This window comes from Sandaracinus amylolyticus, assembly GCF_000737325.1.
GTDB lineage: Bacteria > Myxococcota_A > Polyangia > Polyangiales > Sandaracinaceae > Sandaracinus > Sandaracinus amylolyticus.
The window spans coordinates 1,441,296-1,456,820 of sequence record NZ_CP011125.1 but is presented as its reverse complement, the minus strand read 5'-3'; the positions used below and the strand labels follow the sequence as shown (position 1 = coordinate 1,456,820).

The 15,525-nt window shown below is 72.5% G+C and carries 12 protein-coding genes; 4 read left to right on the top strand and 8 right to left on the bottom strand.

Annotated elements, in window-relative coordinates; translation table 11 throughout:
* Nucleotides 1-157: 157 nt before the first annotated feature.
* From DB32_RS06080 to DB32_RS06065, 4 genes are read right to left on the bottom strand one after another with little or no spacing between them, the layout of a single operon-like run.
* Nucleotides 158-1,465, bottom strand: coding sequence for a hypothetical protein (locus tag DB32_RS06080; RefSeq protein WP_053231470.1), 1,308 nt, complete (start codon nt 1,463-1,465; stop codon nt 158-160).
* Nucleotides 1,462-2,538, bottom strand: a complete 1,077-nt coding sequence (locus DB32_RS06075; RefSeq protein ID WP_053231469.1) for a type IV pilus twitching motility protein PilT — start codon at nt 2,536-2,538, stop codon at nt 1,462-1,464. The genes DB32_RS06080 and DB32_RS06075 overlap by 4 nt, the downstream gene beginning before the upstream one ends.
* A complete protein-coding gene (locus DB32_RS44050) occupies nt 2,538-5,429 on the bottom strand; it encodes a PilT/PilU family type 4a pilus ATPase (RefSeq protein WP_075097460.1) in 2,892 nt (963 codons plus the stop codon). The genes DB32_RS06075 and DB32_RS44050 overlap by 1 nt, the downstream gene beginning before the upstream one ends.
* Before the next feature lie 51 nt (nt 5,430-5,480).
* A complete protein-coding gene (locus DB32_RS06065) occupies nt 5,481-7,076 on the bottom strand; it encodes an alkaline phosphatase D family protein (protein WP_157068766.1) in 1,596 nt (531 codons plus the stop codon).
* A gap of 99 nt (nt 7,077-7,175) precedes the next feature.
* Between DB32_RS06065 and DB32_RS06060 the strand changes: the two genes are divergently transcribed.
* The 3 genes from DB32_RS06060 to DB32_RS06050 all read left to right on the top strand — a co-directional run bounded on the left by DB32_RS06060 (nt 7,176) and on the right by DB32_RS06050 (nt 9,716).
* Nucleotides 7,176-8,240 carry a hypothetical protein gene (locus tag DB32_RS06060; protein ID WP_053231467.1) on the top strand — a complete coding sequence of 355 codons (1,065 nt, stop codon included), beginning with the start codon at nt 7,176-7,178 and terminating at the stop codon, nt 8,238-8,240.
* 214 nt (nt 8,241-8,454) lie between these two features.
* A complete protein-coding gene (locus DB32_RS06055; RefSeq protein WP_157068765.1) occupies nt 8,455-9,075 on the top strand; it encodes a hypothetical protein in 621 nt (206 codons plus the stop codon).
* A 110-nt stretch (nt 9,076-9,185) separates the two neighbouring features.
* Complete coding sequence (locus DB32_RS06050) at nt 9,186-9,716, top strand: hypothetical protein (RefSeq protein WP_053231465.1); 531 nt, start codon at nt 9,186-9,188, stop codon at nt 9,714-9,716.
* Here DB32_RS06050 and DB32_RS06045 read toward each other — a convergent pair whose 3' ends face one another.
* On the bottom strand, nt 9,717-13,427 hold the full coding sequence (locus DB32_RS06045; protein WP_053231464.1) for an FAD-dependent oxidoreductase: 3,711 nt from the start codon (nt 13,425-13,427) through the stop codon (nt 9,717-9,719).
* Between the two features lie 126 nt (nt 13,428-13,553).
* Here DB32_RS06045 and DB32_RS06040 point away from each other — a divergent pair, with 126 nt between their 5' ends.
* Nucleotides 13,554-14,318, top strand: a complete 765-nt coding sequence (locus DB32_RS06040; protein WP_053231463.1) for an alpha/beta fold hydrolase — start codon at nt 13,554-13,556, stop codon at nt 14,316-14,318.
* A 38-nt stretch (nt 14,319-14,356) separates the two neighbouring features.
* Here the strand turns inward: DB32_RS06040 and DB32_RS06035 are convergent, their stop codons facing one another.
* Genes DB32_RS06035 through DB32_RS06025 form a run of 3 tightly spaced genes read right to left on the bottom strand, consistent with a single transcriptional unit; the run spans nt 14,357 to nt 15,514 of the window.
* Nucleotides 14,357-14,611, bottom strand: coding sequence for an HP0495 family protein (locus DB32_RS06035; RefSeq protein ID WP_157068764.1), 255 nt, complete (start codon nt 14,609-14,611; stop codon nt 14,357-14,359).
* Between the two features lie 29 nt (nt 14,612-14,640).
* Complete coding sequence (locus tag DB32_RS06030) at nt 14,641-14,997, bottom strand: nucleotide pyrophosphohydrolase (RefSeq protein ID WP_053231461.1); 357 nt, start codon at nt 14,995-14,997, stop codon at nt 14,641-14,643.
* Between the two features lie 49 nt (nt 14,998-15,046).
* Complete coding sequence (locus DB32_RS06025; RefSeq protein WP_053231460.1) at nt 15,047-15,514, bottom strand: Mut7-C RNAse domain-containing protein; 468 nt, start codon at nt 15,512-15,514, stop codon at nt 15,047-15,049.
* Between the last annotated feature and the right edge of the window lie 11 nt (nt 15,515-15,525).

Sequence of the window (15,525 nt, the reverse complement as noted above, 5' to 3'; positions counted from 1 at the left end):
TCAGGCGGTAGGGAGCACGAAACACGACTTCGTCGTGTTTCGTCGAAGTGCCTCTCCTCAGGAGCATTCCGAGCTACGAATGTCGAAACACGATCGCGTCGTGTTTCGGCCCTCACTCTCCTGCCTTCCTGCTCTCCTTAGAGGGCTGCTCCTCTCCTCAGCGGCTGTCGCGCCGAGGGGCGTGCTTCTTCGCTTCCGCGACGAACGCCTCGAGCGTCGGCAGCGCAGGCAGCGCGCGTGTGCCCGGCGCGACGATCGCGCGCGCCGGCATCCGAGCGGGCGGGATGCTCGTGCCGCGCTTGGGCTGCGCGGCGGGCGGTAGCGCGTCGAGCGCCGCGCGCGCTTGCTCGTGGGACGCGTCGAAGCTCAGCACCTGCTCGAGCACGCGGCGCGCGCCGTCGGCGAACCCGTTGCGCGCGTAGAGCTCGGCGAGCGTCAGGTACGTCGGCACCTCGGTCGGCTCGATCGGCGGCGCCTTCGCGAACTGCGTGAGCACGCGGTCGAGCTCGAAGTCGAAGCGGCCGAGCTTGCTCGCGATGTCGACGAGCTTCGTGCACGCGACGCGGTGACGCTTGTGGTCCGGCGAGACGCGCAGCAGCGCCTCCATCGCCTCCGCGTGACGACCGAGGTCGTAGAGCACCGCGCCCGACTCGTAGTCGAGCCCCGACTCCGCGAACCACTGCGCTGCGTCCTCGAGGCGACCCGAGTCCCACGCCACGCGCGCCGCGGCGTTCTTCTTCCCCTGCTCGAGCAGCTGCCGGATCATCTCGTCGGTCGCGCCCGAGCCCTGCGCGCCGCCGCGCCATCCCGATGCGCGTCCCCACTTGTCGGCCGAGCCCGGCGCGCGCGACGCCGACGGGGTGATGCTCGGCGCGCGCGGCTGCGACGCGGGCGCGGGCGTGCTCGGGCGCGCCGGCGACGGCGCGATCGATCGCGCGGCCGGGATGCCGACCATCGACGGCGAGCTCGACACCACGGGGCGCGTGCTCTCCGGCACCCTCATGCCCGGCGACGACGGCGACGGCGAGACCGCATGCCCGCGCGCCACGCTGGGCGGAGACGAGGCCGCAGGAGGCGCGATGCTCGGCACGGGCTCGGTCTGCGGCAGCACGTCGGGCGCGATCGAAGGATGCGCGGCGCGTGCTGCACCCTCGGGCGCGCCGAGCGCTCGCCGCACGCGCGCCGCCGTCTCCGTGTCACCTCCGAGCTCGAAGCAACGCGCGGCCTTCTCGGCGGCCGCGCGCGAGCGCCCCTCGAGCCGTCCCGCGTCGTCGGGCGAGACGCCGAGCGTCTCGAGCATCAGCGTGCCGGCCTCGACGTAGCGCTCCGCGCCGACGAGCAGGCGCACCGCCTCGCCCGGCGCGCCGGCCTTCTTGTACTGATCGATCGCCTTGTCGGCGAAGCCGCGCTGCTCGAGCTCGCGCGCGGTCTGGAGCCGGATCTCGCGAACGCGCTCGCCGCTCACGGCACCGCTCCCTTCGCCACGATCTCCTTCAGCACCGCGGGGTCGTTCGCGTGCAGCAGCGCCTCGCGCTCTTCGACCTCGCCGCTCAGCACCAGCTCGGCGAGCGCGTGCTCGAGGCTGCGCGTGCCGCTCGCGAGCTGCTCGCCGCTGCGCAGGTACGCGTCGATCTGGTGGAGCTTGTTCTCGCGCACGAGGTGCGCGACCGCGTGCGAGGGAAGGAGCACCTCCATCGCCGCGACCCGGCCGTTGCGCGTCGCGAGCTTGCAGAGGCGCTGCGCGACCACGCCGCGCAGCGTCAGCGAGAGCGTGATCCGCACCTGGTCCTGCACGTCGCCGGGGCACGCGCCCACCAGACGATCGACCGCTTTCGCCGCAGATCCCGTGTGGAGCGTCGCGATCACGAGCACGCCCGCTTCCGCCGCGCCGAGCAGCATCTTCACGGTGTCGTAGTCGCGCACCTCGCCGACGAGCAGCACGTCGGGGGCCTCGCGCAGCGCCGAGCGCAGCGCCGACGCGAAGGTCGACGCGTCGCGTCCGACCTCGCGCTGCGTGATCACCGAGCGCTGCGACTTGTGCACGTACTCGATCGGGTCCTCGATCGTCAGCACGTGCCGCTCCTGCATGCGGTTCACGCGATCGATCAGCGCCGCGACGGTCGTGCTCTTGCCCGAGCCGGTCGGTCCGGTGACGAGCACGAGCCCGTTCGACGCGGTGACGAGCTGCTGCACCGAGTGCGGCACGCGGATCTCGTCGACGCTCGGCACACGATCGGGCACGACGCGGAACACCGCGCCGGGGCCGTCGGACTGCTCGTACACGCACGCGCGGAAGCGCGCGAGCCCGTCGACCTCGTACATGAAGTCGATCTGCTGCTCGCGCTCGAGCTGCTCCTTCTGCGCGGGCGTGAGGATCTCGTCGAGGAACGCGCGCGTGTCGTGCGCGCCGAGGCGGCGATAGGGCAGCCGCACGATGTCGCCGAGGTGGCGGATCGCCGGGATCTTGCCGGCGTGGAAGTGCACGTCGCTCGCGCGCTGATCCGCGGCGATGCGCAGGAACGTGTCGATGCGCGGCATCAGCCGGTCCTCCGCGGCGGACCGCCGGGGCCGGGCGGCGCCACGCTCGGCATCGCGGGCGAGAGGCTCGGTCGCGCGCGCGAGCCCGATGCGGTCGACGCGACGCCGGGCGCGATCGACGCGCCGCGCACGCTGCGCGCTTCGTCGGCGTCGAGGAACCCGTTCGCCGCGAGCATGCTCGCGAACGCCGGGCGATCGTTCGCCTTCGAGAGCGCCTCGTCGGGCGCGACGATGCGCTGGGTCACGAGGCGCGCGAGCTCGTCGTCCATCGAGCACATCCCGAGCTCGCGGCTCGTCGCCATGATGCTCGGGAGCTGGAAGCACTTGTCCTTGCGTACGAGGTTCGAGACCGCGTCGTTCGCGATCAGGACGTCGCACGCGAGCACGCGCCCCGGCTGGCCGTCGACGCGGCGCAGGAGCTGCTGGCAGCACACCGCGCGCAGGCTGTCGGCGATCATCGAGCGCACGACGCCCTGCTGCTTGCCGGGGAACGCGTGCACGAGCCGATCGATGCTCGCGGCGGCGGACACCGTGTGCACGGTCGCGAACACGAGGTGGCCGGTCTCCGCGGCCTGGAGCGCGAACTCCATCGTCGTCACGTCGCGTAGCTCGCCGACCAGGATGACGTCGGGATCCTGACGCAGGATGCTGCGCAGCGCGTCGGCGAACGACGCGGTGTGCGCGCCGACCTCGCGCTGGTTCACGACGCTCGATCGCGACGGGTGCTGCACCTCGATCGGATCTTCGATCGTCACGATGTGGCGCGGCTCGCTGCGGTTGATCGCGTCGATCAGCGCGGCGAGCGTGGTCGACTTGCCCGAGCCGGTCGGGCCGCCGACGAGCACGAGCCCGTGCGGGAAGTCCGCGAAGCTCTTCACGATCGCGGGCAGGCCGAGCGTGTCGAGCTCGGGCACCGTGCCCGCGATGCGGCGCAGCACCGCGGCGAGCCCGGTCGACTGCCGGAAGAGGTTCACGCGGAAGCGGAGGTCGAAGCCCTTCACCTCGTACGAGAAGTCGACGTCCTCGCCGCGATCGAACTGCTCGGTCTGCCGCGGCGTGAGCAGCGGGATGAGCATCACCGCGAGCTCGTCGCCGGTGATCTCGGCGCGCGCGAGCGGGAAGACGACGCCGTGCCGCTTCGCGTGCGGAGGACGCCCCGCGTGGAGCAGCACGTCGTCCGCCTCCTGGCGCGAGGCCGCGACGAGCAAACGATCGAGCACGCCGACCGCGGCGGCGGCGTCGCGATCTGGAGAGACCTTCCACTTCGCGAGCAGCTCGCGCGCGCGCTTCGCGATCGCGGGGATCGCGTCGCCCACGCACGCCTGCACGTAGAACGCGGCGCGCGCGCCGTTGCGCGCGCGATCGAGGAGCTCGAGCATCGTCGAGCGCACCGTCGCGTCGGGATCGCCCACCAGCTCGCCGAGCTCGACGATCGCGTCCTCGCCCTCGAGCAGACCGAGCGCCTCGAGCGCCGCGACGCGCAGGTCCTCGCGCTCGCGCACCAGCGCTGCGAGGTACGGGATCGCGCGCGCGTCGGCGAGCTCGGCGATCGCGAGCACCGCCTGCTCGCGCACCCACCAGTCGTCGTCGCGCACCGCGACGAGCAGCATCGCGCCGAGCGTCTCGGGGTCGCGCAGCCGCAGGAGCCCGTAGACCGCGTAGCGCCGGATGACCGGCGACGGATCGTCGAGCAGCTGGACGATCGCGGGCGCGAGTTCGGGGAAGCGCAGCTCGACCAGCGAGTCGAGCACGCGCTCGCGCACGAACCAGTCTTCGTTGCGCAGCAGATCGAGCAGGCGCGCCGCGAGATCCACCGCGCCCGACTCGATGTTCTTCGCGAGCGCGACGGCGGTCCGGCGCGCCTCGGGGTCCGCGTGGCCGAGCAGCGCGACGAGGATGCGCGCGAGGTCGACCTTCCGCTCCTCCGCGAGCGCGATCAGGGACTCCATCGCGGCGCGTCGCAGCGACGGATCCGCGCCGTGCGCGATCTCGACGAGGTGCGGGACGACATCGCCGATCGCCATGCGGCGCAGCGCGCGCACCGCCGCGAGCCGCTGCGCCGCGCTGCCGCTGCGCGATCGCGCCGCGAGGAGGGCCGCGGTGCGCGCCGAGCGCATGCCGCCGAGCGCGTCGATCAGCACCGGATCGGCGTCGGGCGCGGCCACGCGCGCCTCGATCTCGTCGAGGATGCTCTCCTCGGGGAGCACGTTCGCGAGCGCGGCGAGCACCTCGGCGAGCACCGCCGCGTCGCGCACCGCGAGCGCGCGCCGCAGGTGGACGACGACCTCGTCGACGCGGCCCCCGACCAGCGCCGGGTCGCCGAGATAACGCAGCGCCGCGACCTGCTCGCGACGCGTGCCGTGCTCGAGCACGGCGGCGACGAGCGGGATCGCGCGGTGACGCGCCTTCGGCACCATCACCTGCATCGCCTCTTCACGGCCCGCGAAGTCGCGCTGCGCGACCAGGCGCTGCAGCGCGGTCAGCGCGGAGGGCCCGCCGACCTGCTCGAGCACCGCGGCGGCATGCGCGCGCGCATCGGGATCGGGATCGCCGAGCACGTCGCAGAGGACGCGATGCGCTTCGACGTCGTTCGCGCGCGGGAGCACGGCCGCGATCGCGCGGCGCGCGACCGGATCCGCGGTGCGCAGGGCGCGCGCGAGCGGCGCGAACAGCGCGGGCTCGACCGACGCGAACGCGATCGCCTTGAACGCCGAGCACCGATTCACGTGACGCGGGCCTTGCGACGCGAGCCCGGGCTCCGAGAGCACGGCGAGCAGCCGCTCGATCTCGGCCGCGGGCGCGGGCGCCGCGGCCGAGACGAAGCCACGCAGCTCCTCGGGCGTCGCCCAAGCAGCGTCACGGAGCGCGCGTATCTTCTCGGCCAGGAGCATCGCGAGACCGAGGCTACCATCCTCGGCGCGCGAATCACGGCGCGATCCCGCTCACCCGAGCGGGTATTCGATGGTCTCGATCGCCGAGCCGGACGCGTCGTACCACCAGACGCGCGCGCGGGTGGTCGCGGGGTCGAGATCGATCACGACGTAGTTGTTCGTCGTGCTCTGGAAGTCGAACTGATCGCCCCCGAGGATCCCGGCGAGCGGATTGCCCGTCTGCGCCCCCGGCCCGGCGAGGATCTCGACCTGCGCGCTGCCCGGGCCCGACGGCGACACACGCTGCGCGCTCGCGAGATGGAAGTCGCCCGCGACCCACAGCACGCCGGGGATCGCTTCGTCGTCGATGAAGCCGAGGATCTCGTCGCGCTGCGCGGCGTAGCCCTCCCAGCGATCGTTCGACGCCGCGTCGAAGAGCGTCGGAAAGTTCGCGATCGGCACGGAATTCACGAGGATCTTGAACACCGCGTCGCTCGCCGCGAGACCCGCCTTGAGCCAGTCCATCTGCGCGCGCGAGAGGTACTCCGCGTTCTCGTCGCGGCGCGTCGACGGCTTCCGCTCGCTGCGGCAGTCGAGCACGAAGATCTCGGCGGTGCGTCCCCAGCGCATCGACTTCCACACGCGATCGGGCGCGCTCTCGTCGCGACGCACCGGCTGGTGCTCGAAGAACGTCTGCTTCGCGGCGACGAGCTGCGCGGCGTCGAACGTCTCGGGGTTCCAGTCGTTGTCGAACTCGTGGTCGTCCCACGTCGACAGCCCGCTCGTCGCGCCACGAATCGCGCGATAGCCCGCGCGCGACAGGCTCTCGTCCCACTTGTCGCGGTACTGCGCGAGCGAGCGCGCGCCGTCGTTGTAGGTCGTGTCCCCGAGATAGAGGAACACGTCGAGATCTTCGCGCGACGCCGCGTGTGCGAGCGTGGCGACCTCGCGCGAGTTCGACGTGCACGAGCACGCACCGATGCGCAGCACGTCCGCCACGTCCCCGTCGGGCGCCGCGCGCAGGCGCCCGATGGGGCTGCGCGCCACGCGCTCACCAGCCTCGATCTCGAAGAAGACGTAGCGGTGACGCGCACCCGGGGTGAGCGCTTCCACATCGACGCGCACGACGCCGTGCTCGCCGGGCGCGACCTCGGCCGCGTGCACGGTGCGCGCATAGCGGCCCTCGTCCATCTCCCACACGACGAGCTCGAGCGCGCGATCGCCGGTGTAGCGCGTCCAGACGATCGCGCGCGTCGTGGTCGCGTCGCCGCTCGCGACGCCGAGCGGGAAGATCGCGAGCGCGGCCTCGGTCACGTCGTCGGGCGGATCGACCGGCGCGACGCCGCTGTCGGGCGGGCCCGCGTCGATCTCCGTCGACGCATCGTCGTCCTGGATGCGCGCGTCGCGCGCGAGCGCGCCGCCGTCTGGATCCGCGCCCGTCGATCCGCCGCCGCAGCCGGTGCCGAGGCCCACGGCCGCGACCACCGCTGCGCCGAGGAATTCGCGCCGTGTCTGCTTCGTCTCGCTGCGCTCGTCGTCTCGATCGCTCGGCTCCGACATCGCTCTCACCCCCGCGCGGGACGCTAACAGCGCGCGGTGTCGGGACGGAAGTGGGGGAGCGTTCGCTGCGTCGCAGGCGCGCGGCGCGGCACGGCGCCACGCCGTCACGCACGGAGGTGGCACGCACGCTGCTGAATGGAGCGCGGCTCGCCGACGCGCGATTGGACGCGCAGTCGCGACGAGAGACAAGCAGACGGAGGACAAAGCATGCGTAGCTGGAAGGGCGCCGCAGTGGCCGGCGTGTGTCTGGTCGCCGCGGCGTGCGGTGGTGAGGGCAGCGAGACGTCGCGCGCCGATCTGGAGGAAGAGACGATCGGCGGCGAAGCCGTCGCGACCGGCGAGACCCGGCGCAGCCTCGAGGACGAGTACTCCGCTGCACAGAGCGATGCGTACGGCGTCGATCCCGCGGTCACGCGCGACATGTCGACGAGCGGCACCGGCGCGTCGGGATCGATCGGCGCCGAGGGCATGGGCGCCGGCGCGGGCGTCAGCGGCTCGATCGACGAAGGCGGGCTGCAGGCGGGCGCGACCGGTGGCTCGGGCATGACCGGCGACATGGGCGCGACCGGCTCGGTCGGCCCCGAGGGCGCGACCGGCTCGATGCAGGGCCCGGGCATGGCGCAGGCCGGTGCGACGGGCACGATGCAGGAGCCCGAGCCCGGCATGGAGGAGCCCGGCATGGCGGAGCCGATGGCGCAGCAGGCGAACGTCTGCCCCGCCGACATCGAGGGCCTCAACGTGCGCGTGTCGACGATCCCGCGCGGTGGCGCGCTCGTGTTCACGACGCGCAGCGAGGAGAACGTCACGGAGCTGCGTGATCGCCTGAACCGCTTCGCCGACATGCACCGCCGTCATCACGAGCAGATGCAGCCGGGCGCGACCGGCGCGGTCGGCGCGGGCGCGGGCACGACGACGCAGCCCGGCGCGAGCGCGCAGGCCGACATCGGCGCGGGCGGCACCGGCGGCAGCGTGAGCGGCAGCGCGGGCACGACCGGCGCCGGCGTCACCGGCAGCGCGGGCACGGGCGCGCACGAGGGGCACTCGGGCATGACCGCGCAGGCCGGCGCGACGGAGGAGCAGTTCGCCGATCCGAGCGCGCTGATCCACCAGGCGAGCGAGGTGCGCGTGGTCGAGATCCCGCGCGGTGCGCGCCTCGAGGTGCGCTTCGACGACACGACGCAGGTCCGCGAGCTCCGCACCGAGCTGCGCGAGGACGCGACGATGCTGCGCGAGGGCCGCTGCCCGCTCGCGCTGCAGATCGAGAGCACCTGATCGCATCGCGCGCTCCGCGGAGCGCACGACGACACGCGACGCGCTCGCTCCCTCGGGGGGCGAGCGCGTTCGCTTCTTCTGGCGCGCATGCGTCGCAGCGACGCCACGCTCTCCACGCGCGATCACGAGGAGCAGAGCACGGCAAGCGAATTGCTCTGCTCACGTCCGCGCGAGGTCGATGCTCGACCTCGCCATCACGCAGAGGAGAGAGCACATGCAACATCGATCGTGGATGTCGATCGCCGCGCTCGCCCTCGGTCTGGCGGCGACGGCTCCCGCGGCCGCGCAAGAGGTCGAGGTCGAGCAGAACTACTACTACGAGCCCGTCGTGGTCGAGGAGCAGCACGACTTCGCGCGCCTCCGCTTCGGCATCAGCGGGCTCGGCGGTGGTCAGTGGGAGTCGGGGCCCGACCTCGGCATGGGCGGCGCCGCGGTCCGTCTGGGCGTGCAGATCGGCGACGTGTTCGCGGTCTACTACCAGCCCACCGGCATGATCGGGTCGATCATCGATCGCGATCCGGGTCGCGACTCGATCGCGGGCCTCATGTGGAACACCGCGATGGCGGAGCTGACCCTCGGCAACATGTTCCAGATCGGCGTGGGCCCCTCGGTCGACTTCATCTGGGGCTGCGAGGAGGACATCCAGGACGAGGTCGAGTGCGCGAGCAGCGACGTCTTCTTCGGCGTCGACGGTCGTCTCGCGCTCGTGCTCGGCGACTACGGCCCGGGCTCGCGCGAGGGCTTCGTGATCGAGGCGCGCATCCACCCGACCTGGTACGACGACGACGAAGCGTCGATCGCGGTGCTCGGCGGTCTGGGCTTCGAGGTGTACTGAGCGACACGGCGCGCGAGCGCCGGGAGGGAGCCGCGCGAGGGTCGCACCACTCGGTGCGGCCCTCGTGTCGTTAATTTGACCTCCGAGGTGAGGCGCGCGCGGATCACGCGGTGAGCGCGGATCGCACGCTGCTGATCATCCTCGCGGTGGTGCTCGCGACCGTCGTGATCGGCACGTCCGTCGCGCGCGCGTGGCGCCGGCTGCGCGCGCGATCGCGACAGCTGCGCGCGCGGCGTGGAGAGCGCGACGCGGAGCGCCTGCTCGCGCGCGCCGGGTGGATCGTCGAGGCGCGACAGGTCGCGCGGACGCTGCGCTTCGAGGTCGACGGCGCGCCCGCGGAGGCCCACGTGCGCTGCGATCTGCTGGTGCGGCGCGGCGCGCGACGCTGCGTCGCCGAGGTGAAGACGGGCGCGCTCGCGCCGCGCCTCGATCACGCGCCGACGCGCCGGCAGCTGCTCGAGTACCGCCTCGCGTTCGACGTCGACGGCGTGCTGCTCGTCGACGCCGAGTCGGAACGCGTGATGGAGGTGCGCTTTCCGCTCGCGACCGCGCGACGCAGCAGCGCCGCGCTGTGGCTCGTCGGCGGCGGCCTCCTCGCCGGCGCGGCGCTCGGCGCGATCACGAGCGCGCTGCTGCGCTGATCACTCCGCGGCTTGCGCTTCGTTCGGCCCGGGCGAGACGCTCTCGCTCGCGAGCACGTGCGCGAGCCACGCGTCCGCGAGCTTCTCGTGCGCCGAGCTCTGGCGCAGCCGCTGCCGCAAAAAGTCGAAGTCGACCTCGTCGAGCGGCTGGTCCTGCTCGTAACACGTGTACACGAAGCGCTCGGCACCGGTCGCCGGGTCCACGCGCCGCTGCAGGCACTGCCCGCAGATCTCTTTCATCATGCACTGCATCGGCGAGTTGATGCTGCCGAGCGCGACCTTCGCGCGGCCGAGCTGCTTCGCGAGAAGCCCCTGCCGCACGTCCCGCACCGCGCGCATCATCCCGTCGGACCCGATCGCGAGCACCCGATCGACCTCGCCGAGCGAGAACACGCGCTCGCCGAGCTCCCCGCGCTCGTAGGCCTGCATCGCCTGCACGATGTTCCCGCGGAACTGCGCGTCCTGCGGGCGTCGCGGCGCGATCGGCGCGCCGTGGTCGTTCGCCCAGATCACCTGGTCCGAGCTGGCCTCGATCTCGCCCTGCTCGAAGAGCTGCGCGCTGTCGCGATAGCCCGCGAAGTACAGCACGCGCGATCCCGCCTCGCGCAGCGCGCGCCCGATCGAGAAGAGCACCGCGTTGCCGAGCCCGCCGCCGAGCAGCAGCACGTTCTCGCCGTGACCGATCTCGGTGGGCGCGCCGGTCGGGCCCATCAGCACGATCGGATCGCCGGGGCGCATCCGCTCGCAGAGCTTCGACGACGCGCCCATCTCGAGCACGATCACCGACACGAGGCCGCGCTCGAGATCGGTGCGCGCGCCGGTGAGCGCGAGGCCCTCGGTGACCAGCGTCGTGCCCTGCGCGCGCGACGCGAGGCTCTCGAGCCCTTGAAGGCGATAGAACTGCCCGGGCCGGAACGCGCGCGCCGCGCGCGGCGCGTGCACCACGACCTCGACGATGCCCGGCGCGAGCCGCTTGGTCTCGTGCACGCGCGCGAGCAGCTCGTCGTCGAGCGTCGCGACCAGCGCGCTCCACGCCGCATCGCGCGCGCTCTGCTGCCTCGTGTCTCCTCGCGCCGCATCGAGCGCCGCGATGTCGCGCGCGAACAGACGCGAGACGTGCACGTGCCCGTCCTTCGCGCTCGCCATCGCCTTCACGACGCTGCCCGCATACTTCGGGTGGTTGTCGCCGTAGTAGCTGACGACGCGTCCGTCCTTCGCGTAGCTCGTGAAGAACCCCTCGCCGCTCGGCGCGGGCACGAGCGTGATCGTTCCGTCCTCGCCCACGCGCGCGTCGTGGCTCGCGAAGAACCCGCGGCGATCGATCGCGAACGTGCCCGGATGCTCGCGCTCGTAGGTCACGTTCGGGCGCGTGCCCGCCGCGACCAGGATCGTGCGCGCCGGTACCTTCACGTGCTCGCCGGTCCCGCGCAGCGCGCCGCCGTCCGCGATCTCCTGGCGCTCGAAGCTGATCGCCTCCGCCGCGCCGAAGCGATCGACGTGCACCTCCGCGGGCGCGAGGAGCTCGAGGTAGCGCACGCCCTCCTCGAGCGACTTCGCGACCTCTTCGTGGTTCAAGCGGTACGCCGGCGAGTCCGCGAGGCGACGTCGATACGCGAGCCGCACGCCGCCCCACGAATCCAAGAGCGCCTGGATGCGCGGCGCACGCAGCTCGCGCGCCGCCGCTGCACGCTCTTCGCGCAGCGCGCGCGCGTGCTCGAGGTGCTCGCGCACCACCTCGCGCTCTTCGTCGTCGAGCCGCGCCAGCACCGCGTCGATCGAGCGACCACGCGCCATCGCCTCGACGCGCTCGAGCGTCTTCTCGACCTGCACCACGTAGTACGCGAGCAGCTCGGTCGCGGCGTCGATCGCGGTCAGACCACCGCCGATCACCACCGCGGGCAGGCGCACCTGCAGCTGCGCGAGCGAGTCGCGCTTGAACGCGCCGCCGAGCTGCAGGCCCATCAGGAAGTCGCTCGCCTGGCGCACGCCGCGCGCGAGCCCGTTCGGCACGTCGATCATCGTCGGCTTGCCGGCGCCCGCGGCGATCGCGACGTGATCGAAGCCGAGCGACCACGCGTCCTCGAGCGTGATCGTCCCGCCGAAGCGCACGCCGCCGTACGCGCGGAACGTCGCGCGACGTGCGAGGTTGAGGTGCAGCAGCGCGAGGAACGACTTGTCCCAGCGCACCGTGATCCCGTACTCGCTCACGCCGCCGAAGCCGCCGATCACGCGCTCCTCGAGCGGCGTGCGCAGCGCATCGACGTCGCGCACCGGCACCGGCGGACGCTCGCTCGAGCCCACCAGCTCGGCGGGCAGCGGCTCGAGCTTCAGCCCGTCGATCGCGACGACGCCGAAGCCCTCGTTCACGAGGTGATGGCACAGCGTGTAGCCCGCGGGTCCGAGCCCGACGACGAGCACGCTCTTCCCGATGTTCGCGCGCGGGTACGGGCGCGTGACGTGCAGCGGGTTCCAGCGCGTCAGCAGCGACCAGATCTCGAAGCCCCACGGCAGGCGCAGCACGTCCTCGAGCACGCGCGTCTCGATCTCCGGGATGTTCACCGGCTCCGAGGTCTGGAAGACGCACGCCTTCATGCAGTCGTTGCAGATGCGGTGGCCGGTGCCCGGGCACATCGGGTTCGCGATCGTCACCGCCGCGAGCGCGCCGATCACCTCACCGCCGCGGCGCAGCTCGTTCATCTCGCCGATCGGCTCGTGCAGCGGGCAGCCCGGGAGCTCGACGCCGATCGGGTTCTTCTTGAGCGCGCCGCTCTTGTCCTTGAGGCCCTTGCTGCACGAGTCCTTCTCGCGCGCGTGGCAGTCGAGGCACAGATCGACCTCGGTCGCGATCGCGCGCGGCGAGCCGCGATGATCGGTCAGCGCGAACGGCTCGACACGCTCGCGACGATGATCACGCGGCCCCTCGAGCTCACCGGGCGCGCGCGCGTCCTCGGGCACCCGCAGCCGCACCAGCTTCTCGTGGTGCAGCTCGTGCCGCGCGCGCAGCGAAGGCCAGCGCGACACCGGATCGCCGGCATCGGCGCGACGCGCGTGGATCGACGCGACGATCGCATCGATCACCCGCGCCGCGAGCGCTCCGTCGTCGAGCGCGCTCACGTCGTCCACCGTCGCCACCGCGGCGCGCAGCCGCGACGCGTCCTCGCGCAGCGCATCCGTCCAGCTCGCGCCGCCGCCGCGCGCGACCTTGCGCGCGGTGTCGTCGATCGCGTGCACACGGAGGCCCGCGATCGCGATCGCGCGCTCCTCGTCCTCGTCGTCCGACGCGAACGTCGTGCGCGCGGCCGACGCGATCCCGTGCGCGACCTCGAGCGCGCCGCTCCACGCGGGCGCACTCTTCGCGTCGACGACGCGCTTCTTGAGCACGGCCTTGCGGAACGCGAACACCGGCTCCTCGAGCGCGATCGACCGCGAGCGCTCGTCGACCTCGCGCTCGACCCCGAAGAGCCGCGCGACGAAGCGACCGACGTACGGCGCGACCGCGACGATCGTGGCCGACACGTCCTTCGCCCCGAGCGCGTCCGGGGCCGCGCGCCATTTCGCCAGCCGCGCGTGGGCCTCCGCGTCCTGCTCGGCGAGCCAGGCGTCGAAGCGGTCGTGCAGCGCCCGAAGCCCGTCGGGATGGTGCAGATCGGGCCAGGAGAAGCCCTCGATCGCGAGGTGCAACGTCTCGGACTCGTTCAGCAAAGCGCGCATTGCTGAGTAAATCTATCGGGATTCGCGGGAAGTGGCAACCAGAGCGTCGCGCGGCACGTCCGAAGGCGCGTGTCTCCGGCCCGTGATCTCGTCGGGCGCGCGTCGGCTCGCCTACGCTGGCGAGCGATGCGCTCGTTCCATCTCCGCGTCCGAGGCGTCGAGCTCGCGTGCGAAGAGCACGGCGAGGGCCCGCGCACCCTGGTGCTGGTCCACGGCTACACCGGCACGCGGCGCGACTTCGCGTGGGTCGCGCCCGCGCTCGCCGAGCGTGAGCGTCGCGTGATCGTCATCGAGCAACGCGGGCACGGGCGCTCGACGTGGCTCCGCGACGACGAGGCGTACACGCTCGACGCGCTCACCCATGATCTCGGCGCGGCGCTCGACGCGCTGGCGCTCGAGCGCGTCGATCTCGTCGGGCACTCGATGGGCGGTCAGGTCGCGCTGCGCCTCGCGCTCGACGCGCCGCATCGCGTGCGCTCGCTCGCGTTGGTCTCGACGTGGGGCGGCTGCATCGACGTGTTCCCGAAGCCGCCGCTGCACAGCCGCGTGATCGACGCGTTCCCGCTGCTGCGTCAGGCAGCCGACGCGTACCACCGCACGCGCGGGCGCCAGGTCTCGGCACCGCCGCTCGACGTCGATCCCCACGCGTACCGCGCGCTGCCCCGCACGATGCGCGACACGGATCTGCGCGGTCGCCTCACGTCACTGCGCGTGCCGACGCGCGTGATCGTCGGAGGCGCCGACGCGCGCTTCGTCCCCCACGCCGCGGCGCTCGCGCGCGTGATCCCCGACGCGACCCTCACGGTGATCGATCACGCCGGCCACCAAGTGATGAGCGAGCGCCCGCGCGCGTTCGTCGACGTCCTCGAGCCTCACCTGGCGTCGAGCTGATTTCCTCCTGCTCTCCTCAGGAATTCCGGCTCTCCTCGCTACATGACGAGCCGCACCGCCGGGTGCGCGACGAGCTCTCGATGGAGGTCGTCGCGCTCCTGCTCGGTGTGGACGATCAACACGACGTGCAGCGAGATCCAACGGCCCTCGCGGCTCCGGCGCGGCTCCGCGACGCTGTGGGCGCGCGAGCCCATCACCGTCACGATCGCGGAGCGCAGGTCCGCCTCGTCGGCGCCGATCACCCGGTACTCCCACTCGAGCGGGTACGTCAGCGTGGGTCGCGCGTTCGACATGAGGTGATCGTAGCGCGCGCCCGCTCGGATCACAGCTCGTCGTACTTCTTCGCGTTGCCGCGTGCTTTCTCCACCGGGTACTTCTGCGCGTTCAGCGTCATCTTCGCGCGCACTGCGTCGTCGAGCGCGATGCCCGACGCGTGCGCGAGGACCAGCAGGTACACCTGCACGTCCGCGAGCTCGTGCGCGACCTTCTCGCGGTACGCGGGATCGCGCAGCGCCTCCGCGATCTCGGCGTCGTCCTTCCACAAGAAGAGCTCCGCGAGCTCGCCGGCCTCGATGCCGAGGCCCATCGCGAGGTTCTTCGGCGTGTGGAAGCGCCCCCACTCTCGCTCGTCGCGGAAGCGCAACACCTCGCGCGCGAGCTCGTCGAACGTCGTCGCCATGCGCGCACCATAGCCGGGAAGCGGGCGAGCGGCCGACGTCGCGCGGCGCTCAACGAAGCGCGTCCGACAGCGCCGATCGACGCGCCACGATCCCGTCCCAGTGAGAGCCCTTCCAGAACGGTCGCGCGCAGCGATCGCAGCGCCAGAACTCGTCGAACGCCTCGAGCGACATCGCGGGGACCTCGCTCGCGAGCGTGTCGGCGCCCACCGGCACCAGCGCGCCACCGCACGACATGCATCGCGGATCGACCACCGGCAGCGCGAGCTCGCGCAGCACGAACACGGTCTGATCGAAGAGCGGCTGAGCGCGCGGCACGAGCAGCGCGCGCACGCTGCCGCTCGTGATCGGACGCCGTCGCATCAGCGGCCCGTCCGACGTCAGCAGGATCGCCCCGCTCGCCTCGGCGCGCGCGACGAGATCTCCGTCGTCGATCGGTCCTGCGAACTCCGCGTCGTAGCCCGACGAGCGCAGCCACCGCGAGAGCCCGCCGAGCATCGAGTCGCACAGGAAGCGCACGGCGCGATCGT

Excerpts from the sequence above, each read along its gene's own strand:
- DB32_RS06040 (WP_053231463.1), top strand. The coding sequence starts at position 13,554 with ATGCGCTCGTTCCATCTCCGCGTCCGAGGCGTCGAGCTCGCGTGCGAA.
- DB32_RS06030 (WP_053231461.1), bottom strand. The coding sequence starts at position 14,997 with ATGGCGACGACGTTCGACGAGCTCGCGCGCGAGGTGTTGCGCTTCCGC.
- DB32_RS06075 (WP_053231469.1), bottom strand. The coding sequence starts at position 2,538 with ATGCCGCGCATCGACACGTTCCTGCGCATCGCCGCGGATCAGCGCGCG.
- DB32_RS06045 (WP_053231464.1), bottom strand. The coding sequence starts at position 13,427 with ATGCGCGCTTTGCTGAACGAGTCCGAGACGTTGCACCTCGCGATCGAG.
- DB32_RS44050 (WP_075097460.1), bottom strand. The coding sequence starts at position 5,429 with ATGCTCCTGGCCGAGAAGATACGCGCGCTCCGTGACGCTGCTTGGGCG.
- DB32_RS06035 (WP_157068764.1), bottom strand. The coding sequence starts at position 14,611 with ATGTCGAACGCGCGACCCACGCTGACGTACCCGCTCGAGTGGGAGTAC.
- DB32_RS06060 (WP_053231467.1), top strand. The coding sequence starts at position 7,176 with ATGCGTAGCTGGAAGGGCGCCGCAGTGGCCGGCGTGTGTCTGGTCGCC.
- DB32_RS06055 (WP_157068765.1), top strand. The coding sequence starts at position 8,455 with ATGCAACATCGATCGTGGATGTCGATCGCCGCGCTCGCCCTCGGTCTG.